This is a genomic window from Streptomyces sp. NBC_01591, assembly GCF_035918155.1.
Taxonomy (GTDB): Bacteria; Actinomycetota; Actinomycetes; order Streptomycetales; family Streptomycetaceae; genus Streptomyces.
Genome location: NZ_CP109327.1, coordinates 7,522,705 through 7,548,494 on the forward strand (window position 1 = coordinate 7,522,705; position 25,790 = coordinate 7,548,494).

The 25,790-nt window shown below is 69.9% G+C and carries 20 protein-coding genes; 12 read left to right on the plus strand and 8 right to left on the minus strand.

Annotation, left to right across the window (positions count from 1 at the left end):
* Positions 1 to 15 precede the first annotated feature (15 nt).
* Positions 16 to 819: a helix-turn-helix domain-containing protein gene (locus tag OG978_RS34900; RefSeq protein ID WP_326769044.1), complete on the minus strand. Its 804-nt coding sequence runs from the start codon at positions 817 to 819 to the stop codon at positions 16 to 18.
* A 63-nt stretch (positions 820 to 882) separates the two neighbouring features.
* Between OG978_RS34900 and OG978_RS34905 the strand changes: the two genes are divergently transcribed.
* A complete protein-coding gene (locus OG978_RS34905; RefSeq protein ID WP_326769045.1) occupies positions 883 to 1,188 on the plus strand; it encodes a 4a-hydroxytetrahydrobiopterin dehydratase in 306 nt (101 codons plus the stop codon).
* A 43-nt stretch (positions 1,189 to 1,231) separates the two neighbouring features.
* Here OG978_RS34905 and OG978_RS34910 read toward each other — a convergent pair whose 3' ends face one another.
* Together OG978_RS34910 and OG978_RS34915 are read right to left on the minus strand one after the other, a co-directional pair.
* Positions 1,232 to 2,182 carry a LysR family transcriptional regulator gene (locus OG978_RS34910; RefSeq protein WP_326769046.1) on the minus strand — a complete coding sequence of 317 codons (951 nt, stop codon included), beginning with the start codon at positions 2,180 to 2,182 and terminating at the stop codon, positions 1,232 to 1,234.
* A 114-nt stretch (positions 2,183 to 2,296) separates the two neighbouring features.
* Positions 2,297 to 5,248: a hypothetical protein gene (locus tag OG978_RS34915; RefSeq protein ID WP_326769047.1), complete on the minus strand. Its 2,952-nt coding sequence runs from the start codon at positions 5,246 to 5,248 to the stop codon at positions 2,297 to 2,299.
* 385 nt (positions 5,249 to 5,633) lie between these two features.
* On the opposite strand from OG978_RS34915, the gene OG978_RS34920 reads away from it, so the two are divergent.
* From OG978_RS34920 to OG978_RS34930, 3 genes are all read left to right on the plus strand, one after another.
* Positions 5,634 to 6,563, plus strand: coding sequence for a class I SAM-dependent methyltransferase (locus OG978_RS34920; protein ID WP_326769048.1), 930 nt, complete (start codon positions 5,634 to 5,636; stop codon positions 6,561 to 6,563).
* A gap of 268 nt (positions 6,564 to 6,831) precedes the next feature.
* Positions 6,832 to 7,989 carry a CaiB/BaiF CoA transferase family protein gene (locus OG978_RS34925; RefSeq protein WP_326769049.1) on the plus strand — a complete coding sequence of 386 codons (1,158 nt, stop codon included), beginning with the start codon at positions 6,832 to 6,834 and terminating at the stop codon, positions 7,987 to 7,989.
* A 331-nt stretch (positions 7,990 to 8,320) separates the two neighbouring features.
* Positions 8,321 to 8,869: a hypothetical protein gene (locus OG978_RS34930; protein ID WP_326769050.1), complete on the plus strand. Its 549-nt coding sequence runs from the start codon at positions 8,321 to 8,323 to the stop codon at positions 8,867 to 8,869.
* 468 nt (positions 8,870 to 9,337) lie between these two features.
* Here the strand turns inward: OG978_RS34930 and OG978_RS34935 are convergent, their stop codons facing one another.
* Together OG978_RS34935 and OG978_RS34940 are read right to left on the minus strand one after the other, a co-directional pair.
* The gene (locus tag OG978_RS34935) at positions 9,338 to 9,820 is read right to left on the minus strand and encodes an RICIN domain-containing protein (RefSeq protein ID WP_326769051.1); all 483 of its coding nucleotides are present in this window, start codon (positions 9,818 to 9,820) and stop codon (positions 9,338 to 9,340) included.
* A 102-nt stretch (positions 9,821 to 9,922) separates the two neighbouring features.
* Positions 9,923 to 10,759, minus strand: coding sequence for an aldo/keto reductase (locus OG978_RS34940; RefSeq protein ID WP_326769052.1), 837 nt, complete (start codon positions 10,757 to 10,759; stop codon positions 9,923 to 9,925).
* A gap of 294 nt (positions 10,760 to 11,053) precedes the next feature.
* Here OG978_RS34940 and OG978_RS34945 point away from each other — a divergent pair, with 294 nt between their 5' ends.
* The 3 genes from OG978_RS34945 (at position 11,054) to OG978_RS34955 (ending at position 15,760) form a co-directional block, all read left to right on the plus strand.
* On the plus strand, positions 11,054 to 11,839 hold the full coding sequence (locus OG978_RS34945; protein WP_326769053.1) for a Tat pathway signal sequence domain protein: 786 nt from the start codon (positions 11,054 to 11,056) through the stop codon (positions 11,837 to 11,839).
* A gap of 232 nt (positions 11,840 to 12,071) precedes the next feature.
* Positions 12,072 to 13,685, plus strand: a complete 1,614-nt coding sequence (locus OG978_RS34950) for a glycosyl hydrolase family 8 (protein WP_326769054.1) — start codon at positions 12,072 to 12,074, stop codon at positions 13,683 to 13,685.
* 11 nt (positions 13,686 to 13,696) lie between these two features.
* Positions 13,697 to 15,760 (plus strand): PQQ-dependent sugar dehydrogenase, encoded by a 2,064-nt coding sequence (locus OG978_RS34955; protein ID WP_326769055.1) that lies wholly within the window; start codon positions 13,697 to 13,699, stop codon positions 15,758 to 15,760.
* 43 nt (positions 15,761 to 15,803) lie between these two features.
* Here the strand turns inward: OG978_RS34955 and OG978_RS34960 are convergent, their stop codons facing one another.
* Positions 15,804 to 17,603: an AMP-dependent synthetase/ligase gene (locus OG978_RS34960; RefSeq protein ID WP_326769056.1), complete on the minus strand. Its 1,800-nt coding sequence runs from the start codon at positions 17,601 to 17,603 to the stop codon at positions 15,804 to 15,806.
* A 334-nt stretch (positions 17,604 to 17,937) separates the two neighbouring features.
* Positions 17,938 to 18,840, minus strand: coding sequence for a LysR substrate-binding domain-containing protein (locus OG978_RS34965; protein ID WP_326769057.1), 903 nt, complete (start codon positions 18,838 to 18,840; stop codon positions 17,938 to 17,940).
* Between the two features lie 118 nt (positions 18,841 to 18,958).
* On the opposite strand from OG978_RS34965, the gene OG978_RS34970 reads away from it, so the two are divergent.
* Positions 18,959 to 19,987, plus strand: coding sequence for a bile acid:sodium symporter family protein (locus tag OG978_RS34970; RefSeq protein ID WP_326769058.1), 1,029 nt, complete (start codon positions 18,959 to 18,961; stop codon positions 19,985 to 19,987).
* Between the two features lie 75 nt (positions 19,988 to 20,062).
* Here OG978_RS34970 and fdhD read toward each other — a convergent pair whose 3' ends face one another.
* Positions 20,063 to 20,911 carry a formate dehydrogenase accessory sulfurtransferase FdhD gene (gene fdhD / locus OG978_RS34975; RefSeq protein WP_326769059.1) on the minus strand — a complete coding sequence of 283 codons (849 nt, stop codon included), beginning with the start codon at positions 20,909 to 20,911 and terminating at the stop codon, positions 20,063 to 20,065.
* Between the two features lie 262 nt (positions 20,912 to 21,173).
* Between fdhD and OG978_RS34980 the strand changes: the two genes are divergently transcribed.
* The 4 genes from OG978_RS34980 (at position 21,174) to OG978_RS34995 (ending at position 25,718) form a co-directional block, all read left to right on the plus strand.
* Positions 21,174 to 22,124 (plus strand): beta-ketoacyl-ACP synthase III, encoded by a 951-nt coding sequence (locus OG978_RS34980; protein ID WP_326769060.1) that lies wholly within the window; start codon positions 21,174 to 21,176, stop codon positions 22,122 to 22,124.
* A 69-nt stretch (positions 22,125 to 22,193) separates the two neighbouring features.
* Positions 22,194 to 22,871 (plus strand): GntR family transcriptional regulator, encoded by a 678-nt coding sequence (locus OG978_RS34985; protein WP_326769061.1) that lies wholly within the window; start codon positions 22,194 to 22,196, stop codon positions 22,869 to 22,871.
* A gap of 108 nt (positions 22,872 to 22,979) precedes the next feature.
* Positions 22,980 to 24,353, plus strand: a complete 1,374-nt coding sequence (locus tag OG978_RS34990) for a VWA domain-containing protein (RefSeq protein ID WP_326769062.1) — start codon at positions 22,980 to 22,982, stop codon at positions 24,351 to 24,353.
* Positions 24,354 to 24,536: 183 nt separating this feature from the next.
* Positions 24,537 to 25,718 carry an ROK family transcriptional regulator gene (locus tag OG978_RS34995; RefSeq protein WP_326769063.1) on the plus strand — a complete coding sequence of 394 codons (1,182 nt, stop codon included), beginning with the start codon at positions 24,537 to 24,539 and terminating at the stop codon, positions 25,716 to 25,718.
* The last annotated feature ends 72 nt before the right edge of the window (positions 25,719 to 25,790 follow it).

Sequence of the window (25,790 nt, forward strand, 5' to 3'; positions counted from 1 at the left end):
CGTCCATTCCGGTCGTCAGGAAGTGAGGGATCGCAGATGGTCTGCGGTGGCCTGGTCGGCGGGCAGGAACGTCTCGATCGCCAGCTCGGCCACCGTCACATCCATCGGTGTATTGAACGTCGCGATGGAACAGACGAAGGAGAGCACCCCTGCGTCGTGCTCGATCAGCAGGGGCAGCGCGAAGGGCAGCGACGGAACGGGCCCGGAGCCGGTGCCCGCGGTGCTTTCCGGTACGGGATAGCCGGCGACCTCCTCGTACACCTCACGCAGTTCCGCCGAACGGGCCAGGGCGATCTGACGTTCCATCTGGGCCAGCAGATCGGCCCGCCATTCCCGCAGATTGCGGATGCGCGGGGCGAGACCCTCCGGGTGCAGGGTGAGCCGCATCGCGTTCAGCGGCGGTACGAGCAGATGCTCGGCCACTCCGTCCATCAGCGTCGCCATACCCCGATTGGCCGCCACCACGTTGTACGTACCGTCGACGACGAGTGCCGGATACGGGTCGTACGCCTGGAGCAGCCGCTCCATCCCCTCCCGCAGCGTGTCCAGCGCCGGGTCGTCGAGCGCGGTCTGCGCGTAGTGGGGCGCGTATCCGGCCACCACCAGGAGCGCGTTGCGTTCCCTGACCGGGATCTCCAGGTGCTCGGCCAGCCGCAGGATCATCTCCTCGCTGGGGCGGGAGCGGCCCGTCTCGATGAAGGAGATGTGCCGGGCCGAGGAGTCGGCACGGAGCGCCAGTTCCAGTTGGCTGATCCGGCGCTGCTCCCGCCAGCTGCGCAGCAGCGGTCCTACCCCCGTGTCAATCGCGACAGTTGTCATACCCAGACCGTAACGTCACCGGCACCGCCGACCGGCGCCGATCGCTGATGAGGGAGTCGCCGTATGCCCGCCGCACCGCTGTCGCAGCAGGAGATCGAGGACCGTCTGGGTGACCTGCCCGGCTGGTCGCTGGAAGGGGACCGGATCACCTGCACCTACCGGCTCCACACCCACTTCGCCGCCCTCGGGCTGACCGCGCATGTCGCCGCGATCCAGGACGAACTGAATCACCACTCCGATCTGACCCTCGGCTACAACACCGTTTCCCTGTCCGTGAACACGCACGATGCAGGCGGTGTGGTCACGGAGAGCGATCTGAAGCTGGCCGCGCGGGTGACGGCGATCGCCGCCGGACACGGCGTGCGGTAGCCGCGGCGGCACGCGGCATGTCACCTGGTCACGCGGTGACGTGTCACAGTGCCGCGCCGAACCGTGGATGCGCGGCGAGCCAGCGCGTATAGCTCTCGCTGCGCTTCACCGCTTCCGCGTACGCCGCCCGCGTGTGCCCGCTCACCGCGCCCGCCGCCGCCGAACGCGGATGCCGGCCCAGCAGATGGCGCCAGCTCAGCGGTGAGCCGGTGATCGGCCGTGTCACCAGCCCGGGGGTCGGCGGGAACGTCGCCCGGCACAGTCCGACCGCCCGCCCCACCTGTACGAGGTGGACGACGGAGGCCGTGTCCGTCTCGTACACCGAGACCGGGCTGAACCCGGCCCCTGCGCAGGCGCCGACGAAACAGTCGGCGAAGCAGCCGTCGCCCGGCACGTCCGCCCAGCACTCGTCCGCCAGGGCGGACAGGTCGAGCTCCTCCTCACCGGCGAGCGGGTGGGAGTCCGGCAGCATCACGAAGACCGGGTCGATACCGATCACCTGCCAGGTCAACCGGTCCTGCGCGGGCGGCGGGCTCTCCCCGCAAGCCCCGATGAGCGCGAAGTCGAGTCGTCCGTCGACCAGTTGGGCGGCGATCTCGGCCACCGACCAGGAGGTGTACGTCGACACGGGCGCCGCCGGGTGCGCGGCGACCAGCCGGTCCACCAGGCCGCCCAGCAGCGGTCCGTGTGTGCCGCCCAGCCGGAAGCGCTCCATGTTCCCCCAGGCGTTGGCGAACCGCACCGCCTCCTCCTGGAGTTCACTCACGGCGGGCAGCACCACCCGGGCCCGCTCCAGCACCAGCTCGCCGAGGAGCGTGGGCCGGGCGCCGGTGTGGTCCCGGTCGAAGAGCGGGCCGCCGAGTGCCTTCTCGATCCTTCGCAACTGCGCGCTCAGCGCGGGCTGGGCGAGCCCGAGGGTCGCGGCCGCCTTGGTCAGGCTCCCGGTGTCGGCGATGGCACGTACGGTTCGCAGATGGCGCAACTCCAGCTCCATAAACGCAAGTTATGGGCCCGGCGGCCTACCGGCAATATGCCGGTGGTCATTCGGTGCGGTGCGTCCTGAACGGGACATACCTCCGTACGTCCCCGAGCCCCGTCCGCGTCCCGGTCACTGTCCGGTGAGCTTGACCAACTGCACTCCGCTGTATGCCGGTATCCCGTCCCGGGTGACGACCGCACGGACCGTGACCCACCCGGTGCCGGTGCCGGCGCCGGGGTTCGGGGCGAGCCACACACTGCCGTCGGCGTCGGTGGTCAGGTGCGCGATCGGTTGGCCTTCGAGTTCCCAGGCGATGTCCGCGCCGGCCAGGTCGACGGGTGCGCCGTCCCAGGCGGCGAGGGTCAGCGCCGCCCGGGTGGTGCCGGCGGCGGGGAGCTCGGCGGGCGTGGCGGTGAGCCGCAGGTCGGCGTGGATGGTGTCGGACTTGTATCCCGCCAGATCCGCCGGGTACCACGCGAGCTCGGGAACGAACCTGCCGTCCTTCCAGCGCGCGAGGTAGCCGGGCCGGTGGTGCGCGTCGTCGATCAGCGCGTACGTCGGGGTTCCGTGTTCGGAGGCGACGAAGCCGTGCGGCGCGACGGTCACGGTGCCCAGGGTGCCGGGCAGCGGCAGCGCGCGGGGCTCCAGGTCGTGGCTGGCGACGATCTCCACGCCCCCTTCGTACGCCGTCCGTGACACCTTCAGATCCTCGGTGAGGTACCGGAACGCCGTCATCGCCTTCCCGAAATACCGGCCGGCGACCCGCTTCTGGACCAGCGACAGCCCCTTGAGCATCTCGAACCCGCGCCCCGCCCTGAAGTCCCTCTCCATGTGCTGTGCCTGGTAGTGCAGGTTGAGGCCGAAGGCCAGCGCCCAGCTCAGGTTCTCGGTGGTGTCCACACCTCGGTCGAGGTTGTGCGGGTAGAACGCGACCTTGTCGTGCATGACGGCGGTACCCAGCGGCCACTGCTGCACGACGACGCCGTTGCGGTTGGGCCCGTCGTACGTGTTGGCCCGGTCACGCTGCATGGTGTTCAGGTAGAAGCCGAGGCTCGACGTCAGAGTCTGGAAGAGCCGGTCCCCGCCGACCCCCTCGGTGCCGATCGGCAGGATCGCGGCGGACTGCGCGGTCTGCTCCACCAGCTCCTCGCAGTACGCGTACGGCGCCGCGCGGAAATCGGCCGAGTGGTCGTACTCCCGGCGCGCGATCTCGTCCTGGAACATCATGTCCATGCCGTACGTGTCGCGGAACGTGCGGAGCTGGTCGAGGATCAGGGCCCGGGGCGCCTTCCGCCAGCCACCGATGAGGTACCCGAGGTTGTCGGTGTGCGTCTTGGTGACCAGCTTGCCGTGTCCGTCACGGATCCCGATCCGTTCGACGCCGCCGAGCTTCGCCACCTCCCGGCTGTCGGGGTGCCACCACGTCGGGTTGGTGTACGCGCTGGCGTAGTGCCCGCGGTCGTGGATGGTGTCGATGAGCCGCTGGAACTCCGCCGGCCCGCCGAGGTAGTCGAAGGTGAGGAAGTCCGGGTAGTGGTGGTCGTGCTGCCCGTCGGAGTAGTAGCTGGCGAGCTCGACGCTGTACGGCCCGCCGGGCACGGCACGCAGATAGTCGAACGCCGCTTCCGGCCGCCCCGTCGCCCAGGTACCGCCGGTCGGCTGCCACAGGTCCACCTTGAGGTGCACCGAGTCGGCCAGCCCGGCGCGCAGCCCCGGGCCGATCTTGTCCGACAGCCCGCGCCAGGTGTTCATCCTGTTGTCCGCCCGGTAGGCCGCGAACAGGTCGAACGCGGTGCCCCCGGCCGCCAGCCGGGTCGCGGGGATTCCCCCGGACCCGCCGGGGGCGATCCAGGCGTCCACCCGGTGCATCAGCCCGGTCAGGGCCTCGTCGCGGGCGCGGGCACCCACGAAACCGAACTGTGTCGGCCGGTAGGGCTTCACGCTCGCGGGCTGTACGGAGTAGACGCCGAGCGCGGAGTCGTCCTCCTCGAACAGGATCAGGTCGTGGGTCGCGGTCGGCATGCCGTAGTTGGCGTAGAAGCCGCCGGCGAGCACCGACCGGGTGTGGGCCATCCCGCCCCACTTCGGCGCGATGCCGAGCATGGTGCCGTCGGCGGGGATGACCCGGTACGCCACTTCGGGGCAGGCGACCCGGAGGATGGGCCGGGTCCAGAGGTTCCGGATGGCGGTCGGGCGCAGTTCGAGGCGTCCCGCACGGAGCCGTACCGCCACCTCGGCGGCGAAGAACCCGGGCACGGTGAGACCGACCGTGGCCTCATCGGCGGCGACCCGGGCGACGTCGACCGTGGCCTCGTCGGAGTAGACGCCGGTGCCGTTGTCGTAGTACACGGCGAGCGGCAGCACACCGGGGGACTGGACCCGGCCGCCGGACGTCCAGTCGAGCAGCCGGCCGCGACCGTCGATGAGGACCCGGTCCGTGCCGCTGGTCAGTTCCAGTGCGCCGGCCCGGCTCCAGGTGGCCACCGGCCCGCCGTCGCCGGCCACCTCCACGGAGTCCACATCGAGCACGAGCGGATCGGCCGACTGCTTGTCGTCGGGGAAGAACACGAGCACGAGTCGGCGCAGCGGGTAGGTGAGCCGGCCGTCGCCCTTTCCGCTCCACGTCATCCGGGACAGCCGCTGCGGCTCGAACGTGACCCGGGTCCGCCCGTCGAAACCGGCCGGGTCGACCCGACTGGCGAGCGTCCCCCACTCCTCGCTGTCCCCGTCGAAGATCTTCAGCCAGAGATTGCCCTTCTTCGGCGTGACCCCGGTGAGCCACACCGACACCCGGGCGAGGTGAGGCGTGTACGGGCTCGGGAGCGCCACCGAGAACTCGCTGTACGAGCCGGTCATGGTGACCCGCGCCTGCCCGGCCGTGCCGGTGGCCGCGAGCGTGGTGTTGTGCAGCGTGGTCGGTGCCAGATCGTGCGGTACGCCGTCGATCACGAGGCGAACGGTTTCAGCGGCGGCGGCGGTGTCGGTGGAGGCAGGCGCGGCGACGGCTGGTAGGGCCGCGGACACGGCGGCGACGGGTGCGGACACGGCGGCGGTTCCGGCAAGGAAGGTGCGGCGCTTCATGGGTACGCTCCGGCGTCGGCTCGATGGGGGGCGGCGTGAGCACCGTATGGGCTCGACCAAAACGCGTCAACACTGTTGCCGCACAAGCTTGTTGGCTGATGAGTTAACGCGTTAAGCCCTGTGTGGAGGTGGTGCTCGTGGGGCCGGTCCGCCGCCTGCCCGGCCGACCAGGGGAAACTCTCCTTCGGTGGCGGACCGTTGTGCCCCGGGGCGGTTTCGGCCCCGCAGTGCTTGATGCATGGTTGGTTCGCAACGCGGGAGGGCAAGACGCGTCAATGCCGCGTCGCCCGGCGGTACGCCACGTGCGACGCGTGTGCCGATACGACGGCTTGCCGAACCAGCAAGAGATCTTGCCAGGGGGTTGGCGGGCGGTGACGCTGTCCCCATGAGTCAGCACACCGATCACGGTCATCACCCGGACACCCCCCACGGCCACCGCCACGGCGCCACCCAGGGGCATCACCACGACACCGGCGACTTCGACTGGGACGTCATGGGGCCGATGCTGGAGCAGGAGGCCGAAGTCAGCCGGCCGCAGTACGAGGAGGCCGCCCGCTGGATCGCCGGGCTTCCCGAGGTGCCGAAGGTGCGCAGGGTGCTCGACATCGGCAGCGGACCGGGTGTGATCTCCTGTCTGCTCGCCGAGGTGTTCCACGAGGCGGAGGTCGTCGCCGTCGACTCCACCCCGGCACTGCTGGAACGCACCCGCGCCCGCGCCGAACGGCTCGGCCTCGGGGACCGGGTCCGTACCCGGCGCGCCGACATCCCCGACGAACTCGACGGGCTCGGGGGCGCGGACCTCATCTGGGTGGGCAACGCCCTGCATCACATGGGGGACCAGCGCGCCGTCCTCGCCGGATTCGCCGCACTGCTGTGCCCCGGCGGAACGGTCGCCCTGGCCGAGGGCGGTCTGCAGCCCCGCCGCCTACCGCGCGACATCGGCATGGGACGGCCCGGTCTGGAGGCCAGGCTCGAAGCGATCAACGCGGACCGGTTCGAGGACATGCGAGCGGCGCTGCCCGGCACCAAGCGGGAGACCGAGGACTGGAGCGCCCTGTTCACCGCGGTGGGGCTGGAACCGCAGGGCACCCGCGGCTTCCTGCTCGACCTTCCGGCACCGCTCTCCGACCGGGCCCGCGACCATGTCGTCGCCGAGTTCACCCGTCGCCGCGAGATGTTCGCGGAGGACCTCACGGCCGAGGACATCGCCGTACTCGACCGGCTGCTCGACCCCGAGGACCCGGCCGGACTGCGTCGGCGCCCCGATGTCTTCCTGCTCTCGGTGCGTACCGTGCACCTGGGCCGAAGTGGCTGACGGGAGCCCCGACGCCGATCGGACACCCCGGCACACCGCCGATCGACGGATTGGAGTGGTACGGGGTGTCCGGGCAGGACATCTCGTCCACTGCCATGGAGTGTGCGGCATGCCCAAGATGAGGCTTCGCGATCGCGGCCACCAGCGGCCCGGCACGTGACAAGTCGTATCGAGAGGTAGGCAAATGCAGCACACCCCGGCCACCCCGGTCACTCAAGCGGCCCCGTCAACTTCTTCATCGCAGACGCGGATTCCGGGCGGTGACCCGGTGAGAACTCCCGTTCCCGGCCCCCTGTCGGGTGTCGTGGTCGCCGACTTCGGGCGGGTGCTGGCCGCTCCGTACGCCACGATGCTCCTCGCGGACCTCGGCGCCGACGTCATCAAGGTGGAACGTCCCGGCTCCGGCGACGACACCCGGGCCTGGGGGCCGCCCCGTGCCCATGGGGAGTCGACGTACTTCCTGTCCGTGAACCGCAACAAACGGTCCTTCGCCATCGATCTCGGCACACCGGAAGGGCGCCGCGACGCCCATGAACTGGTGCGCCGTGCCGATGTGCTCTTCGAGAACTTCCGCCCCGGCACGATGGACAAGTACGGACTCTCCTACGCGCGGGCCCAGGAACTCAACCCTGGCATCGTCTACTGCTCGGTGACCGGATTCGGAGCCGGTGAAGGTGCCGCGCTGCCCGGCTACGACCTGCTGCTGCAAGCGGTCGGCGGGCTGATGAGCGTCACCGGGCCCGCACCGGGACAGCCCGTCAAGACGGGTGTGGCGCTCGTCGATGTGCTCACCGGACTGCACGCGGCCGTGGGCGTCATGGCGGCGCTGCGCCACCGCGACGCGACCGGTGACGGCCAGCACGTCGAGGTCAATCTGCTGTCCTCGCTGCTGTCGAGCATGGTGAACCAGGCGGGTGGCTACACCCTGGCCGGTCAGGTGCCGGGCATCCTCGGCAACCGTCACCCGTCCATCGCCCCGTACGAGATCTACCGGGCGGCGGACCGGCCGCTGGTCGTCGCCGTAGGCAACGACCAGCAGTTCCACGCCCTGTGCCGGGGCCTGGGCGCCGAGGAGCTGGCCACCGACCCCCGGTTCGCTTCGAACGCGGACCGGGTCGCACACGTCGACGCGCTGGCCGAGGAGATCTCCACGCGGCTCGCCCCGCGCACCGCGGCCGAGTGGTTCGACCTGCTCACCCCGCTCGGTGTGCCCTGCGGTCCGGTCAACGACCTCGAGGGCGCCTTCGATCTCGCCGAACGCCTGGGCCTGTCCCCGCGGGTCACACCGGCCGACGCGGGCCCCGACGACCCCATGCGCCTGGTGGCCAACCCCATCGGGCTGTCCCGTACCCCGCCGCGGTACGAACGGCGGCCGCCGCGCCTCGGCGAGCACACCGAGGACCTCAGGCGCTGGTTGGACGGCTGACCGCCCGCCGGCCGGCTCCGGGCCACGGATGACCGGCATTCACGGCCCCGGTCGCCGCCCGGACCCTGTCAAGGCAAGACACGCTGCCGCCAGGGTGAGTGGGCATCAGAAAGTCCCCTGAGCAGGCTAATGACCGATCAATGTGCCTATGAATAACGGCAGTTGGCGCATCATCTAATGATGCGAAAATAGCATTTGGCGTACTTATGCACCTCGATCGGTGCGTGGGCGTCGACCTTCAACGTGTCCGATATGACACGTATGAAGATTGTCAGTACGTTCATCCCCGGGTCGACTGCTCAGTCGATCTCTCTGAGACAGGAGAAGTGCAATGGTTACCCGTTCCACCATCGTTACCGCCGCCGTTGCGGCCGCTGCGGCCCTGGCCGCCACCGGCATCACCTACGCCTCGGCCGCAACCTCCGAGCCGGCTCAGGCAGCCCCGGCCGTCCAGCAGGCCGCTCCCGCTCCCGCTCCCGTTTCGGCTCTCGGCGGCGGCGACGTCGGCAAGGGCAACGAGGGCGGCGGCAAGGACAACGACCGCGGTGGCCACGACGAGGGTCGTGGCCACTACGAGGGCCGCATCCACATCAACGAGCGGACGTACTCCGACTACCCGGGCGGCTGTGTGACTGTGGTCAGCGGCCTCGGCTCCAAGACCCTCAACATCCGCAACGACAGCCGCCGGACCGTCGAGGTCTTCCGCGGCGCCACCTGCGACAACGGCGCCCCCATCGCCACCGTCGGACCGCACAGCGACAGCAACGGGGTGCACCCGGGCCACATCGACGGCGGTGTGTGGGTCAAGAACGGAGTGGTGGGCAGCTTCCGGGTGCACGAGCGCCACTACGACAACGACCGCGGTGGCCGGGACTGGTGACCGAGTCGCTCGGTTGACGTAGAACCCCGGCCCGCCGTAATCGGGCCGGGGCTCCAGCCAGGGTACCGACCGGGGCGACCCGGTCGGTACCCACACCTGAACGACGACTGACAAGCCCGAACACCTGCCAGGCCACACTAAAGCCGGACGGTGAGGCATCGCCAGCCGACCGGGACAGTCGTGCCGCACGCGGCTACCGGGCTCCGGTTCCTTTCCGGCTCCGGTTCCGGGATTCGGCTTCGGGATTCGTTCTCGGCCCGCGGCCCTTGGCGGGGCCCGGCGACCGGGCGGCAGAACGTGGCGCCGGCGCGGCAGACGCCGCCCATGTCCCGGCCGCCAGGGGGGCGGCGGGCCGTCTTGGCCCAGGTGAGTGACGGCCCGGGCGGGACGGCCCCGAAAGGCCACCCGAATTCTGGTCCGTAGGCATCCGCACATCCGCACACATCCCCATGCGCGTCTGCATCCGGCCTATGCCCCGGGGGTGTCCCGCACCGGCTCCAACCGCCACCACTGACCGGGGGAGTCGGTGTCCTCCCACTGCTGGACACGGGCGCCGTCCGCCGTGCTGCCGTCGGCCACTTCGAGGACGAGCCCGCTGATGAAACTGACCAGGGTCACCACCCCCGGCGCCTCCAGGTGCTGCTCGATCAGCCATTCCTGGGCGCCGTAATTGTTGGCCCGCCACTGCTGGATCACGGCGCCGTTCTCGGTGGAGGCGTTGGCGACATCCAGACGCTTTCCGCTGTGGACATTGACCAGGTAGTGGAGTGCGGCGCCCTCGTGCACGGGCGAGAGCTGCCATTGCTGGGCGGCCGAACCACTCTCCTCGCCCTGCTGGACCGGGGCGCCGCCGCCCTTGGCGGATCCGTACACCTCCAGCAGCAGCCCGCTGGCCACATTGCGCAGCCGGTAGCGGCCCGCCGGGACGACGGGCGCGGTGTCCCCGCTCATGTTCCGGTCCTTCCTGCCCGAGGGCTGTCCCGTAGCAGACCGCCGCCCGGCTCGGCAGCCGGGCGGTCTGTGTCGTGTGATTCAGGGATACGGCGTTACGGATCAGGCGCCGAGGTTGAACTCACCGGGGTTCGGGCCGAGGCGCTTGCCCTCGTCCAGTGCGGCGAACGCGGCCAGGTCGTCGGCGTCCAGCTCGAAGCCGAACACGTCGAGGTTCTCCACGATCCGGGACGGCGTCACGGACTTAGGGATCACCACATTGCCGGTCTGGATGTGCCAGCGGAGCACCACCTGGGCGGGGGTGCGGTTGTGCTTCCGGGCGATCGCGACAACTGTCGGGACCTCCAGGAGACCCTTGCCCTGGCCCAGCGGCGACCAGGCCTCGGTCGCGATGCCGTGCTTGGCGTGGAAGGCGCGCGACTCGGCCTGCTGGAGCTGCGGGTGGAGCTCGATCTGGTTGATCACCGGGACCACGGAGGTCTCGCCGAGCAGGCGCCCCAGGTGCTCCGGGAGGAAGTTCGAGACACCGATGGCCTTTGCGCGGCCGTCGGTGCGGATCTTCTCGAAGGCCTTGTACGTGTCGATGTACGCGTCCTTGGCCGGCACCGGCCAGTGGATCAGGTACAGATCGACGTACTCCAGCCCCAGCTTGTCGAGCGAGGCGTCGAAGGCGCGCAGGGTCGAGTCGTAGCCCTGCTCGGAGTTCCACAGCTTCGTGGTGACGAACAGCTCTTCGCGGGCGACACCGGAGGCCGCGATCGCCCGGCCGGTGCCCCGCTCGTTCTCGTAGATCGCGGCGGTGTCGATGCTCCGGTACCCGGACTCGATGGCCGTGGCGACCGCCTTCGCGGCCTCGTCGTCCGGCACCTGCCAGACACCGAAACCGAGCTGCGGCATCTCGACGCCATTGTTCAGAGTGATGGAGGGGACCTGGCTCACGAGCGGTCGATCCTTACGTCGTCGGTTGGTACTTCCATGGTCAACGATCACCGGCCGCCATGCATTCCCCTGCCGCCCGACGTTCCTCGGCTCCTCACCCGACCCGCCCGGGATCGGCACGGGCCCGCCGCGATACGGCTCCGGCTTCGTCCGTCATCGCTCCGGCCGCATCCGTCCGGGCCATTGACCGCGCCCCGTCGGCACGCAACCCTGGAGCACGTCACTGAACATCAGACACTCTTGTGAACGCGCCAACTCCGAGCCCCTGAACGAACGACTCCGAGCGAGGTCGAAGTGACGAACCTTTCCAGGCGTGCGCTGTTCGGTGCGGCAGTCGGCGGCGCCGTCGCCGTCACCGCGGGGCTCCCCGTCACCGCGCACGCGGCGAGTTGGAAGCTGCGCTGGTCGCCCTCGGCGAGCAGCGGCGGACTCGGCGCCTTCGAGACCGTCGAGGACGACCGGGCCGATTCCCATCCGGCCGGGCAGCCGCACATCCTCGCCGAGGGGGACAACTTCCGGTTCAACATGCACACCGTCGACCGGGACACCTCGGCGGACCGTCAGCGCCAGGAGGTTACCGGGCTGCGCACCGGCGGGAGTTCGTACCTCAAGTGGCTGCCCGGGGAGACCTGGCGGGTCACGTACCGCATGTACATTCCCGGCTCGCTGAAGGCGACCACCAGCTTCACCCACATCATGCAGATGAAGCAGCCGGGCACCGGTACCTCGCCGATCGTCGTGCAGTCCCTGCGTCGGGTGAACGGCGTGCAGACCATCGAGCTCAAGCTGGCCATCGCCGACATCCTCGTAGGCCGCACCGACCTCGTACCGCTGCAGAACAAGTGGATCGACGTCGACTTCCGGATCACGATCGGTGACGGTGCGTCGGGTTCGGTCCGCTGGATCCTGAAGGACGGGGCGGCCACCGTCATCGACAGGTCGGAGTCCGGCGTCGACACGCTCCTCGCCGACCGGGTCCGTCCCAAATGGGGTATCTACCGGTCGCTCGGCGACACCTCGGGATCGCTGCAGGATACCCATCTCCTGCTCACCCGGATGCGCGGGTACCAACTGGTCTGAGAAACAGGAGGCAGTAAGCCCTTGCGAACCAGGGGCGGTGGGGTGACCCCCGTCGCCCCGGAGGGCTGCCCGCACTCCGATCAACCCGGCTGGCCCGCACGGGATTTGGGCCCGCGCGGGGCATTGACAGAAAGCACCGCAGGGAATCCTATGCAGTGTCGGTTAGGAACCTTTCCTAACACCGAATTCGGAAGGGATCACCGTGCACCCTGCCGCACCCCCACGCCGCTTGGTGGCCGCCCTCACAGGCCTCAGCTGTCTGTTCCTGCCCCTGCTGGGCCACCTCCCGAAGGCCTATGCCGCCACGGACCCGTACGAGGCCGAGAACGCGACCCTGTCCCAGGCCGCCGTTGCGACGAACCGCACCGGCTACTCCGGCACCGGCTTCGTCGACTACACCAACGTGGCCGGATCCTCGGTGGAGTTCACGGTGAACGCCACCGCGGGCAGCACATCGCTGGCCGTCCGCTATGCCAACGGAACCACCACCGACCGCCCGCTGGACATCAGTGTGAACGGTACGGTCGTTGCCTCCGGCGTCTCGTTCGGCGGGACAGGGTCCTGGGACACCTGGGCGACGAAGACCATCAGCGCACAGCTCGTCGCCGGGACCAACACCGTCCGGGCGTCCGCGACCACGGCGAACGGCGGCCCCAACCTCGACCACCTCGACATTGGGACTCCCGCCACCGGTGGTCCCGCGGTGCCCTTCGGCAGTCACACATTCCCCTACGCCGCAGGGATGCTGAAGCCCTCGGGCTCGCAGTCGACGATCGACCAGGCCGTGCTCAAGACATACAACGCCTGGAAGTCCGCGTTCGTCAGGAAGAACTGCGGCAACGGCTGGTACGAGGTCATCTCGCCGGACGCCGACCACCCCTACGTCGCCGAGGCCCAGGGCTACGGAATGGTCGTCACCGCGACGATGGCGGGGGCCGACCCGGAGGCGAAGACCGTCTTCGACGGCCTGGTCAAGTACATGCTCGCGCACCCCTCGGTGAACAACGCCAACCTCCTCGCCGCCGAGCAGGACGCCTCCTGCAAGAGCGTCGACGGTTCCGACTCGGCGACCGACGGGGACCTCGACGTCGCCTACGGGCTGCTCCTCGCCGACAAGCAGTGGGGATCCACCGGCACGTACGACTACAAGGACCTCGCGGTCAAACACATCAACGCCATCAAGAAGAGCGAGGTCAACCCGACCACGCACCTGATGCTGTTCGGTGACTGGTCGGACTCGGGTGAATCCCACTACTGGATGACCCGCTCCTCGGACTGGATGATCGACCACTTCCGCGCCTTCAGGACCGCCACCGGTGACAGCACCTGGGACACCGTGCGCACGGCACATCAGAACCTGATCACCTCCCAGCAGTCCAAGTACGCCTCCGGTACGGGCCTGTTGGCGGACTTCGTCGTCAACACCAACACCACGGCCAAGCCCGCCCCGGGCGAGGTGCTCGAAAGCCCCAACGACGGCGACTACTCCTGGAACGCCTGCCGCGACCCGTGGCGCATCGGCGCCGACGCCGTCACCAGCGGGGACAGCGCCTCGCTCGCCTCGGCCCGCAAGCTCAACTCCTGGATCAAGGCCAAGACGGGCGGGGACCCGGACAAGATCGCCAGTGGCTACCACCTGAACGGTTCGGTGTTCGACAGCGGCAACGACATGGCGTTCACCGCCCCGTTCGCCGTGACCGCGCTGACCGACTCCGGCTCCCAGGCCTGGCTCGACGCGCTCTGGAACAAGCTCGCCACCACGTCGATCGACCCGGATCTCTACTACGGCGGGAGCGTCCAGCTCCAGTCGATGATCGTCGCATCCGGTAACTACTGGGTTCCCTGACGGAGGTTCAGATGCAGACCGGAACGCTCACCACGCCACGAGGCAGAATGGCCGCCCTCACGGCCGTGCTGCTCTGTACCACCCTGGTGCAGGCCGTCCCGCAGTCGGCCGCCGCGGCCGCCACCCGGTACGAGGCGGAGTCCGCGACGATCGTCGAGGGCGCCGCCGAGTCCAACCACTCCGGCTACTCGGGCACCGGATTCGTCAACGGCGACAACGTCGTCGGCAGCTATGTGGAGTTCACCGTCACCGCGGCCTCCGCCGGTACCGGCAAGATCGCCATCCGGTACTCCAACGGCACGGCGGACGCCCGGCCCGCCGACGTCGCCGTGGGCGGCACGGTCGTCTCGGCCGCCCGCGCCTTCAACGCCACCACCGACTGGAACACCTGGGCCACCTCTACCCTGACCACCCCGGTCAAGGCGGGCAGCAACAAGATCCGGCTGACGTCCACGACGGCCAACGGGCTGCCCAACCTCGACTACCTCGACGTCACCGTCACCTCGTCCGACACCGAGGCACCCACCGCACCCACAGCGCCCAGCTGCTCGGAGATCACCGAGAACAGCCTCACGCTCAACTGGGGTGCCGCCACGGACGACGTGGGTGTCGTCGCGTACGACATCTACGAACACGGCAACAATCTCGGCGAGGCACCGGGCGCCACCACCACGAAGAACCTGACCGGGCTCACCCCCGACACCACGTACAACCTCACACTGTTCGCGCGTGACGCGGCCGGCAACGTCTCATCGGTCAGCCCGATCGTGGACTGCACCACCCTGCGCAGCTCCGACACCACCGCACCCTCGGCACCCGGCACCCTGTCCGCCTCGGGCCTCACCGCGAACAGCGCCGTCCTGAACTGGGGGGCGTCGACGGACGACAAGGCCGTCACCGGCTACGAGGTACGCAGCGGCAGCACCGTCTACAAGACCGTGACCGGCACTCCGCCCGCCACCACGAGCACGCTCACCGGGCTCGCCTGCGCCAGCCCGTACACCCTGGACGTCGTCGCCAAGGACGCGGCGGGCAACGCCTCACCGCCGAGCAACACGGTCACCTTCACCACCCCGGACTGCGCCACCGACGGCGGTGTGCCGTCCGGCATCGCCACCGTCTCCGGCGGCTGGTCCATCCCCTGGGGCACGTACTGGATGCCCGACGGCAAGACCGCGCTGGTGACCGAACGGGACAGCTTCAAGGTCCTCAAGGCCACCCCCGACGGCACCAGGACCCAGGTCGGGACCGTACCCAATGCCGTCACGACCGACGGCGAGGGCGGCCTGCTCGGCGTCGCCGTCGACCCGAAGTGGTCCACCAACCACTACGTGTACTTCATGCACACCGCGTCCGAGGGCAACCGCGTCGCACGCATGACCTACGACGGCAGTTCGCTCAGCGGCTACACGGTCCTGCTCCAGGGGATCAAGAAGAGCAGGTACCACAACGGCGGGCGGCTCGCCTTCGGCCCCGACGGCTACCTGTACGCGTCGACCGGCGAGGCGCAGACCCCCGACCTCGCCCAGGACAAGAACTCGCTGAACGGCAAGATTCTGCGAATGACCACGGACGGCAAGGCCGCCCCCGGCAACCCGTTCGGCAACTACGTCTACAGCTACGGTCACCGCAACCCCCAGGGTCTCGCCTTCGATCGCAACGGCCGGCTGTGGGAGGCGGAGTTCGGCGACAGCAAGAAGGACGAGCTCAACCTCATCAAGCCGGGCAAGAACTACGGCTGGCCGATCTGCGAGGGCACCTGCACCACCGAGGGCATGACCAACCCGAAGAAGACCTGGAACATCTCCGAGGCCTCGCCCAGCGGGATCGCCATCGTCCGCAATGTCATCTACATGGCCGCTCTGAAGGGCGAACGGCTGTGGCGGGTGCCGATCAACGGTGACACCGAGAACCTCGGCACACCGAGCGCGTACTACGTCGGTACGTACGGCAGGCTGCGCACGGTCACCAAGGTGCCCGGCCAGGACCAGCTCTGGCTCTCCACCACCAACTGCGACAACAAGGGCAACGAACCCGACGGCTCGGACAAGTTGTTCCGCGTCTCGATCACGTAGCGCGGGACGCCGTACGCGCTGTACCGCCGGGGCACACCAGGTCTCAGCGGTACAGCGCGTCGACCTCCGCCGCGTACGCCGTCTCGATCGCCCTGCGCTTCAGCTTCAGCGACGGGGTGAGCAGACCGTGCTCCTCGCTGAAGGGATGCGCCAGGATCCGGAACGTACGGATCGACTCGGCCTGGGAGACCGCCGTGTTGGCGGCCACCACCGCCCGCCGGACCTCCATCTCCACGTCCGGATCGCGCACCAGGTCCTCCGGCTTCAGCGGTGCCCGCCCCTGCATCGAGAGCCAGTGGTCCACCGCCTCCTGGTCGACCGTGACCAGGGCCGCGATGTACGGCCGGTCGTTGCCGACCACGATGCACTGCGCGACCAGCGGATGCGCCCGCACCCGCTCCTCCAGACCGGCCGGCGCCACACTCTTGCCGCCCGACGTCACCAGGATCTCCTTCTTCCGCCCGGTGATCGTCAGATAGCCGTCCTCGTCGAGCGAGCCCAGATCCCCAGTGGCCAGCCAGCCCTCGCGCAGCACCGCTTCGGTGGCCTTCGGGTCGCCGAGATAGCCGGCGAACACGTTGCCGCCGTGCACCCACACCTCTCCGTCCTCGGCGATGTGCACGGTCGTCCCCGGGATCGGCAGCCCGACCGTGCCGTACCTGGTGCGTTCCGGCGGATTGGCCGTGGCCGCCGCGGTCGACTCGGTCAGCCCGTACCCCTCGTACACCGTGACGCCCGCGCCCTCGAAGAACAGTCCCAGCTGCCGCTCCATCCCCGAACCGCCGGACATGGCGTGCCGGATCCGGCCGCCCATCGCCTCGCGCACCTTCTTGTACACGACCTTGTCGAAGAACTGGTGCTGCATCCGCAGCCCGGCGGACGGCCCCGGACCGGTCCCGAACGCCCGCGCTTCCATCGCCTCGGCGTACTTCACCGCGATGTCCACGGCCTTGTCGAACGGCCCGATCCGGCCCTCTGCCTCGGCCTTGCGCCGGGCGGCGTTGAACACCTTCTCGAAGATGTACGGAACCGCCAGGATGAACGTCGGGCGGAAGGACACCAGATCCGGCATCAGCGCCTTGGCCGACAGCTCCGGCTGGTGGCCCAGCTTCACCCGGCCGCGGATCGCCGCGACCTCGACCATCCGGCCGAAGACATGGGCCAGCGGCAGGAAGAGCAGGGTCGCCGCCTCGTCACCCGGCCTGGAGCGGAAGACCGACTTCCAGCGGGCGACCATGGTGTCCGTCTCGAACATGAAATTGGCGTGCGTGAGCACACAGCCCTTGGGGCGTCCCGTCGTCCCCGAGGTGTAGATGACGGTCGCCACGGACTCGGGCGTCACCGCGCGGCGGTGGCGGTGCACCACCGCGTCCTCGACGTCCGCCCCCGCGTCGATCAGCTCGGGCACCGCGCCGGCGTCCAGCTGCCAGAGCCGCTTGAGTCCGGGCAGCCGGTCGATCACCGAGGCGATCGTCATCGCGTGGTCCTCGTGCTCGACCATGACGGCCGACACCTCGGCGTCGTGCAGCATCCACAGCACCTGCTCGGCGGAGGACGTCGGATAGACGGGTACGGACTGGGCGCCGACCGTCCACAGCGCGAGATCGAAGAGCGTCCACTCGTAGCGCGTACGGGACATCAGGGCCACCCGGTCGCCGAACCTGACGCCGTGGGCGATCAGCCCCTTGGCCAGCGCCAGCACCTCGTCACGGAAGGCCGCAGCGGTGACATCCCGCCAGTTTCCGTTCGCGTCCTTGCGGCCGAGCGCGACCTGGTGCGGGTCCTCCTCGGCATGGTCGAAGACCACATCGGCCAGGCCGCCCACGAGGGGCGCGGCCGCCATGGGTGGGACAGTGAACTCGCGCAATGACCTGCTCCTTGTGGCGCTCCGCACAGCGCCGTGACGCTACCCCACCGGGCGGCGCGGCGGGAGGGGCCCGTACCGGCGGACAATGTGGCATATGCACAGGTCAGCCACCGAAATCCGGCCAGATGGGCAAGGCTCGGGCGCGGCTGGGACCGCGGAGTAACCGGCGGGCGCCGGAATCTCCACCGAATCTGTACGCCGCTACCACTCCCGTTTCGGGCTCATGCGCGGGGATCCGACCTCGATTGCCCGAATCGGGCTGATCGGGTCTGCGTCCGTCGCCGTCCCTGCTTCCCGTACGCGCGGGCGGTCATGCGCCGTCCCGGCCGCTGATCGACCCCATCGCGCCGACGCCCCGGATCAGCCGGTCGCCGCCTGCCAGGATCGCTGCCGCCAGGGCATCCGCGGCCTCATGCGCACCGTCGTGGCGCCGTCCGTGCGACAGGACGAAGTCCACCCCGCCCAACTCCGGCAGACCCGCCCTGGCCGGCACCGGCGCCAGGCCCGGCGGGATCAGCCCCCGGCTGTGGGCCATCACGCCCAGCCCCGCGTGGGCCGCCGCGATCAGCCCGCTCAGGCTGGTGCTGGTGCAGGCGATCCGCCAGGACCGGCCGTGCTCCTCCAGGACCTCCAGGGCGCGGGCCCGGGTGATGCCCGGCGGCGGAAAGAGGATCAGCGGAACCGGACGGTCCGGGTCGATCCGCAGCTGCGGCGCGCCGATCCAGGTCAGCGCGTCCTGCCAGACCAGCTCGCCGTGTGTGTCACCGGCGCGCCGCTTGGCGAGCACCAGATCGAGCCGGCCGGCCGCGAGACGCTGATGCAGTGTCCCGGAGAGCTCCACCGTCAGCTCCAGTTCGACCTCCGGGTGATCGCGGCGGAACGACTCCAGGATCTCCGGCAGCCTGGTCAGCACGAAGTCCTCGGAGGCCCCGAACCGCAGCCGCCCGCGCAGCCGGGTGCCGGTGAAGAAGGCCGCGGCCCGTTCATGGGCCGTGAGTATCGTCCGGGCGAAGCCGAGCATCGCCTCGCCGTCCACGGTGAGATCGACCCGGTGCGTGTCCCGGGTGAACAGCTGCCGCCCCGCCGCATCCTCCAGGCGCCGCACATGCTGGCTCACCGTGGACTGCCGCACCCCCAGCCGACGGGCGGCCTGGGTGAAACTCAGCGTCTGGGCGACGGCGAGAAAGGTACGGAGCTGCGCGGGGTCGTACATGACACCAGGCTATCGCGCAGCGTGATGACAGTGAGAGCGGTGTGCGGGATTCCCGATTGCGCCGATCGGCAGCAGCATGGAGAGGGCACGACCGGAACCAAGAGAACATGTGGAGCACATGAGCCGCCGCACCCTGAAGCTGCCGTCCTGGCTGCCGCTCGACCCGTACATCCTGGCGCTGATCGGCACCGTCGTGCTCGCGGCGATACTGCCCGCGTCGGGGACCGCCGCGGATGTGGCGGGCGGTGCCTCCACCGGAGCGGTCGCCTTCCTCTTCTTCCTGTACGGCGCCCGGCTCTCCACCGCCGAGGCACTGGACGGACTCAAGCACTGGCGGCTCCATCTCACCGTGCTGATCTTCACCTTCGTGGCGTTCCCGCTGCTCGGGCTGGCAAGCAGGGGGCTCGTTCCGTACGTCCTGACGCCGCAGCTCTACAGCGGCTTCCTCTTCCTCTGCCTCGTCCCGTCGACCATCCAGTCGTCGATCGCCTTCACCTCGATCGCCCGCGGCAACGTGCCCGCGGCGATCTGCGCGGGCTCCTTCTCCTCGATCGCCGGGATCTTCCTCACCCCGCTGCTCGCGGCCACCCTGCTCGGCAACAGCGGCGGCGGATTCTCGGCGGACGCGCTGCTGAGGATCGGGGTCCAGCTGCTGCTGCCGTTCGTCGCCGGGCAACTGCTGCGCCGCTGGATCGGTGGCTTCATCACCCGCCACAAGAAGGTCCTCGGCTACGTCGACCGCGGCTCGATCCTGCTCGTCGTCTACACGGCCTTCAGCGAGGGCATGGTCGCGGGCATCTGGCACCAGGTCACCCCGGCCCGGCTCGGGGCCCTGCTCGGCGCCGAGGCGCTGCTGCTCGCGCTGATGCTCGTGCTGACCTGGTACGGGGCGAAGCGGCTCGGCTTCGACCGGGAGGACCGGATCGCCATCCAGTTCGCCGGGTCGAAGAAGAGCCTGGCCTCGGGGCTGCCGATGGCGAGCGTGCTGTTCGGGGCGCAGGCGTCCCTCGCCGTACTGCCGCTGATGCTCTTCCACCAGATGCAGCTGATGGTGTGCGCGGTGATCGCCAAGCGTCGGTCGCGCGACGCGCAGGAGGCGAGTCCGGCGAGCGGAGCGGTGTCACGGGAGCCCGCCGCGGTGAGCTGAGGCGGGACCGGCCGGCGCAGGGGCCACTCCCCGCCGGCCGGGCCGGGTACCCGTACGGACGACGGGTGGGGCGCCTCAGCCCCGGCCGACCGGCGCCTCCACGGCGATGCGGTGCTCGCCCGCGTACACGTTCATCGACGGACCCCGCAGAAAGCCGACCAGGGTCAGTCCGGTCTCGGCCGCCAGATCGACGGCGAGGGACGACGGCGCCGAGACTGCCGCGAGCATCGGGATCCCGGCCATCACCGCCTTCTGGGCCAGCTCGAACGAGGCCCGCCCCGACACCAGCAGAATCGCCCGGGACAGCGGCAGCCGGTGGTCGGTCAGGGCCCGGCCGACCAGCTTGTCGACCGCGTTGTGCCGGCCGACGTCCTCCCGGATGTCGAGCAGTTCGCCGGTCTCGGAGAACAGCGCCGCCGCGTGCAGCCCCCCGGTCCGGTCGAAGACCCGCTGTGCGGCGCGCAGCCGGTCGGGGAGGGCGGAGAGCAGGGCGGGCTCGACCCGGACCGGGGGAGTGTCGGCGATGGGGTGCCGGGTCGTGGTGCGTACCGCGTCGAGACTCGCCTTGCCGCACAGCCCGCAGGACGAGGTGGTGTACACATTGCGTTCGAGCGTGATGTCGGGGACCGCGACACCGGGGGCAAGCTTCACATCCACCACGTTGTACGTGTTGACGCCCTCCGCCGTCGCACCGGCGCAGTAGACGATCGACTGCACCTCGGAGCCGTCACCGATGACGCCCTCGCTCACCAGGAACCCCGCCGCCAGCGCGAAGTCGTCACCCGGTGTGCGCATCGTGATGGCGAGCGGCCTGCCGTTGAGCCGGATCTCCAGGGGCTCCTCGGCGACGAGCGTGTCGGGGCGGGTGGCGACGGCCCCGTCCCGGATGCGGATGGTGCGGCGACGCTCGGTGACCCGTCCCATAGCGGTTAAACCCGATTCTGTACGTGTGGGAGGCCGAACCGGCCTCTGAGGATTTCATTGTCCTGTACGGAGCGGACCGGGCGAGGGCGGAGATGATGCCACGCCGAAAGGATATTGTCTACAGAATGCTTTCTGCGCCTCAAAGCTGTTGCCAAGCCTCCAACGGCCGGGCGCTATTCCTGTGGGAACACGTGCCCCTGTACCGGGCAGTAGCGACCAAGACTGGATGGTTCCTGCCATACGTAGCGAGGGGACCCCGTACATGACCGGCTCACGTGTCGTGGCGCTCGGCCACTATCAGCCCGCCAAGGTGCTCACCAACGACGATCTGGCGGCCCTGGTCGATACCAGCGACGAGTGGATCACCAGTCGCGTCGGCATCAGGACCCGCCACGTCGGGGGGCCGGACGAGCCGGTGGACGAGATGGCAGCGCACGCGGGGGCCAAGGCGCTGGCCGCGGCGGGGCTGCGGCCGGCCGAGGTCGATCTGGTCCTGGTCGCCACCTCGACCGCGATCGACCGTTCACCGAGCATGTCGGCGCGCGTCGCCGCACGGCTCGGGATGGGCTCGCCCGCGGTGATGGACATCAACGTGGTCTGCTCCGGTTTCACCCATGCCCTCGCCACCGCCGACCACGCGATCCGGGCCGGGGCCGCCGAGCGCGTGCTGGTCATCGGCGCCGACAAGATGGCGGACATCGCCGACTGGACCGACCGCAGCACCTGCGTCCTGCTCGGCGACGGAGCCGGTGCGGCGGTCGTCGTCGCGGAGCCGGACGGGGGTGACCGGCCCGGGATCGGTCCCGTTCTGTGGGGTTCGGTGCCGGAGATGGGGAACGCGGTACGGATCGAGGGGACGCCGCCGCGGTTCGCGCAGGAAGGGCAGTCCGTCTACCGCTGGGCCACCACGCAGCTGCCGCCCATCGCCCGCAAGGTGTGCGAGAAGGCCGGTGTGGCGCCCGAGGATCTGGGGGCGGTGGTGCTGCACCAGGCCAATCTGAGGATCATCGAGCCGGTCGCCAGGAAGATCGGCGCGGTCAACGCGGTCATCGCCAGGGATGTCGTGGATTCCGGCAATACGTCCGCGGCCTCGATCCCGATGGCCCTGTCCAAGCTGGTGGAACGCGGCGAGGTCCACAGCGGCGCGCCGGTTCTGCTCTTCGGCTTCGGCGGGAATCTTTCGTACGCGGGCCAAGTGATCCGCTGCCCCTGAGGGGGGTGTTGTGCTCGGTAGTCTGTAGACGATAGGCAATGGGTGCTCGTCGGCCGGAGGGGGACCGCGATGGTGTCCACAGGACTGCCACAAGGGGCTGTGCCGAAGCTGGAGCGGCCCGGTCCGCTGCGCGAACGCGTCTATGAGGCGCTGCTCGAACTCATAGCGACGCGCGTGCTCCAGCCGGGCCAGCACCTGGTCGAGAGCGAGCTGGCAGGCCATCTCGGGGTGTCCCGCCAGCCGGTGCGCGAGGCGCTGCAGCGGCTGAACACCGAGGGCTGGGTCGATCTCCGGCCCGCCCAGGGCGCGTTCGTGCACGAGCCCACGGAGGAGGAGGCGGACCAGCTGCTCTCGGTCCGCACCCTTCTGGAGGCCGAGGCGGCGCGTCTTGCCGCGGCCGACTCCGGCCCCGCCGGCATCGCGGCCCTGGAGGAGCTCTGCGCCGAGGGCGAGCAGGCTTTCGCCGAGGACGACGAGGACCTGGCGGTCGCCACCGACGCGGCCTTCCACGCCAAGGTCATGGAGCTGGCGGGCAACGTCGTCCTTGCCGAGCTCGCGGGCCAGGTGGACCGCAGGGTCCGCTGGTACTGCACCCCGGTGGTCCGTCGGCGCGGCACCCGGTCCTGGATCGAGCACCGCTCGCTCATCGCGGCGATCTCCGCGCGCGACGAACAGCGGGCCACGGAGATCATGCGGGCCCACACGGAACACACGCGCAGGACGTACCACCAGCGCGACGAGAGGTAGGGCCGCTCCTCCGGATCGGGGCTCCTCGGGGCCCGCTCCCCGGGGCCGGTTCACGGGGCTGTGCGTTCCCCACCGCGTCCGCGCCGGGCAGCAGGCAGACTTGCTGTTGTGACGATACTGAGCAAAGGCGCCAACGTGCCGGTCGCGGCTCCCGCGGTCAGGGCCGTACTTGACTGGTCGGCAGGGTCCGGAGTGCCGGATGTGGACGCTTCCGCCCTGCTGCTGACCAGCGGCGGACGGGTGCGATCCGATGACGACTTCGTCTTCTACAACCAGCCGCGGCACGCCTCGGGCGCCGTGAGCCACCTCGGTAAACGGTCCGGCAGCGACTCGCTGGACGTCCACCTCGGTGCGCTGGGGCCGGACATCGAACGCGTCGCACTTTGCGCGTCCGCCGACGGCGGTACGTTCGGCCAGGTGCCGGGGCTGTGTCTGCGGCTGTTCGACGCGGCGTCCGGTGCCGAGCTGGCACGCTTCGACATCGCCGCCGCGACGGAGACCGCCCTGGTCGGCGGCGAGCTCTACCGTCGCGACGGCGGCTGGAAGTTCCGCGCGGTCGGCCAGGGCTACGCGAACGGGCTGGCGGGACTGGCGACCGACTTCGGGATCAGCGTCGACGAGGAACCGCCCCAGGCCGGGCCCGGCCCGCTGCCCATGCCGACTCCGGCCCCCGCACCGGCTTCGCCGGAGCACACCGGAGGCGGGCCCCGCCCACGGCTCACCAAGGGCGAGGAGAACCTGCCCGTGGACATGCGCAAGCGCCTGTCGCTGCGCAAGCAACAGGTTCTGGTCAGCCTGAGCAAACACGGCGTACCGGAGTTGCGCGCACGCGTCGTCCTCGTCCTCGACGCGTCGGGTTCGATGAGCGGTCTCTACCGGCGGGGCACGGTGGCGGGTGTCGCCGAGCGGATGGTGGCCGTCGCGGCACAACTCGACGACGACGGCGAGATGCAGGCGTGGACGTTCGCCACCAACCCGGCCCGGCTGCCCGACCTTGCCGTGGGTGACCTGCCCGAGTGGCTCAGGCTGCACGTACGCGTGGGGCAGAGCTTCGGCTTCGGCCGCAGGAAGCCGCCCAAGGGACTGGTTCCCGGCCAGATCGACATGCGTACGGTCGGAATCCAGAACGAGGAACAGAAGGTCATCGCCGAGGTGCGGGCCTTCGTGCGTGACCGGCCGGTGCCCGATCCGACGCTGGTCCTGTTCTTCTCGGACGGTGGTGTGCACCGCAACAGGGAGATCGAGCAGGAGTTGCGGGCAGCCGCCGAGGAGCCGGTGTTCTGGCAGTTCGTCGGACTCGGCAGTTCTCGGTACGGGGTGCTGGAACGGTTCGACACCATGCCGGGCCGCCGGGTCGACAACGTCGGCTTCTTCGCCGTCGACGACATCGAGAGGATCTCCGACCAGGAGCTGTACGACAGGGTCCTGTCGGAGTTCCCGTCCTGGCTCTGGGCCGCCCGGCAGGCCGGAATCCTGCGCTGAGGCGGCCGGCCCCCATCGGCCGGCCTCTATCGAGCGGCCTCCACCGACCGGCTTTGTCCTCGGTGTGGAGAAAGTTGTAGTGGATTCCTGCGCAACTTCTTCCCACTCCGGGCAACCGCTGCTACGTTCCCCTCGAAAGCCCGACGGACAGACCGATGTGGCGGGGAGGGGCGCGTGAGACGTATGACGGCACGACCCGCGAATGCGCATCAGGCGCGACTGCTGCGGCTGTTGCGCGACGGCGGGCCCAACTCACGGGCACAGCTGGGGGATCAGGTCGATCTCTCCCGCTCCAAGCTCGCCGTCGAGGTCGACAGACTGCTGGAGACCGGGCTCGTCGTGGCCGACGGCCTCGCCGCATCCCGCGGCGGACGCCGCTCGCACAACATCCGGCTCGCACCACAACTGCGGTTCCTCGGCGTCGACATAGGTGCCACATCCGTCGATGTGGCTGTCACCAACGCCGAGTTGGAGGTCCTGGGCCACCTCAACCACCCGATGGACGTACGCGAAGGTCCCGTCACCATCTTCGAGCAGGTGCTGTCCATGGCGGCCAAGCTCCGGGCCTCGGGTCTGGCCGAGGGCTTCGACGGCGCGGGCATCGGCGTACCCGGCCCGGTCCGCTTCCCCGAAGGCGTACCGGTCGCACCGCCGATCATGCCCGGCTGGGACGGCTTCCCGGTCCGCGAGGCGCTCAGCCAGGAACTGGGCTGCCCCGTCATGGTCGACAACGATGTGAACCTGATGGCGATGGGGGAGCAGCACGCGGGCGTCGCACGTTCCGTGGGCGACTTCCTCTGCGTCAAGATCGGCACCGGAATAGGCTGCGGCATCGTCGTCGGCGGCGAGGTCCACCGCGGTACGACGGGCAGCGCCGGCGACATCGGCCATATCCAGGTGGAACCCGAGGGTCGCGCCTGCGCCTGCGGCAACCGGGGTTGCCTGGAGGCCCACTTCAGCGGTGCCGCGCTCGCCCGCGACGCCGAGGACGCGGCGCGCACCGGACGGTCGGCGGAACTCGCCGGCCGTCTGGAGGCCGCTGGGAGACTCACCGCCGCCGATGTGGCGGCCGCCGCGGCCGCCGGTGACGCCACCTCGCTCGACCTGATCCGCGAAGGCGGCAACCGGGTCGGCCAGGTCATCGCGGGACTCGTCAGCTTCTTCAACCCCGGCCTGGTGGTGATCGGCGGCGGTGTGACCGGCCTCGGCCACACGCTCCTCGCCAGTGTCCGGACCCAGGTCTACCGGCAGTCGCTGCCGCTGGCCACCGGCAATCTCCCCATCGTGCTGGGCGAGTTGGGACCGGCTGCCGGAGTGATCGGCGCCGCCCGGCTCATCAGCGACCACCTCTTCTCACCGGCCTGACCCCGGGCCGGCAGCACAGGGGCGCACGCCGGAAACACCGGGAGCGCCGGAAACACCGCACCACCGCACCTG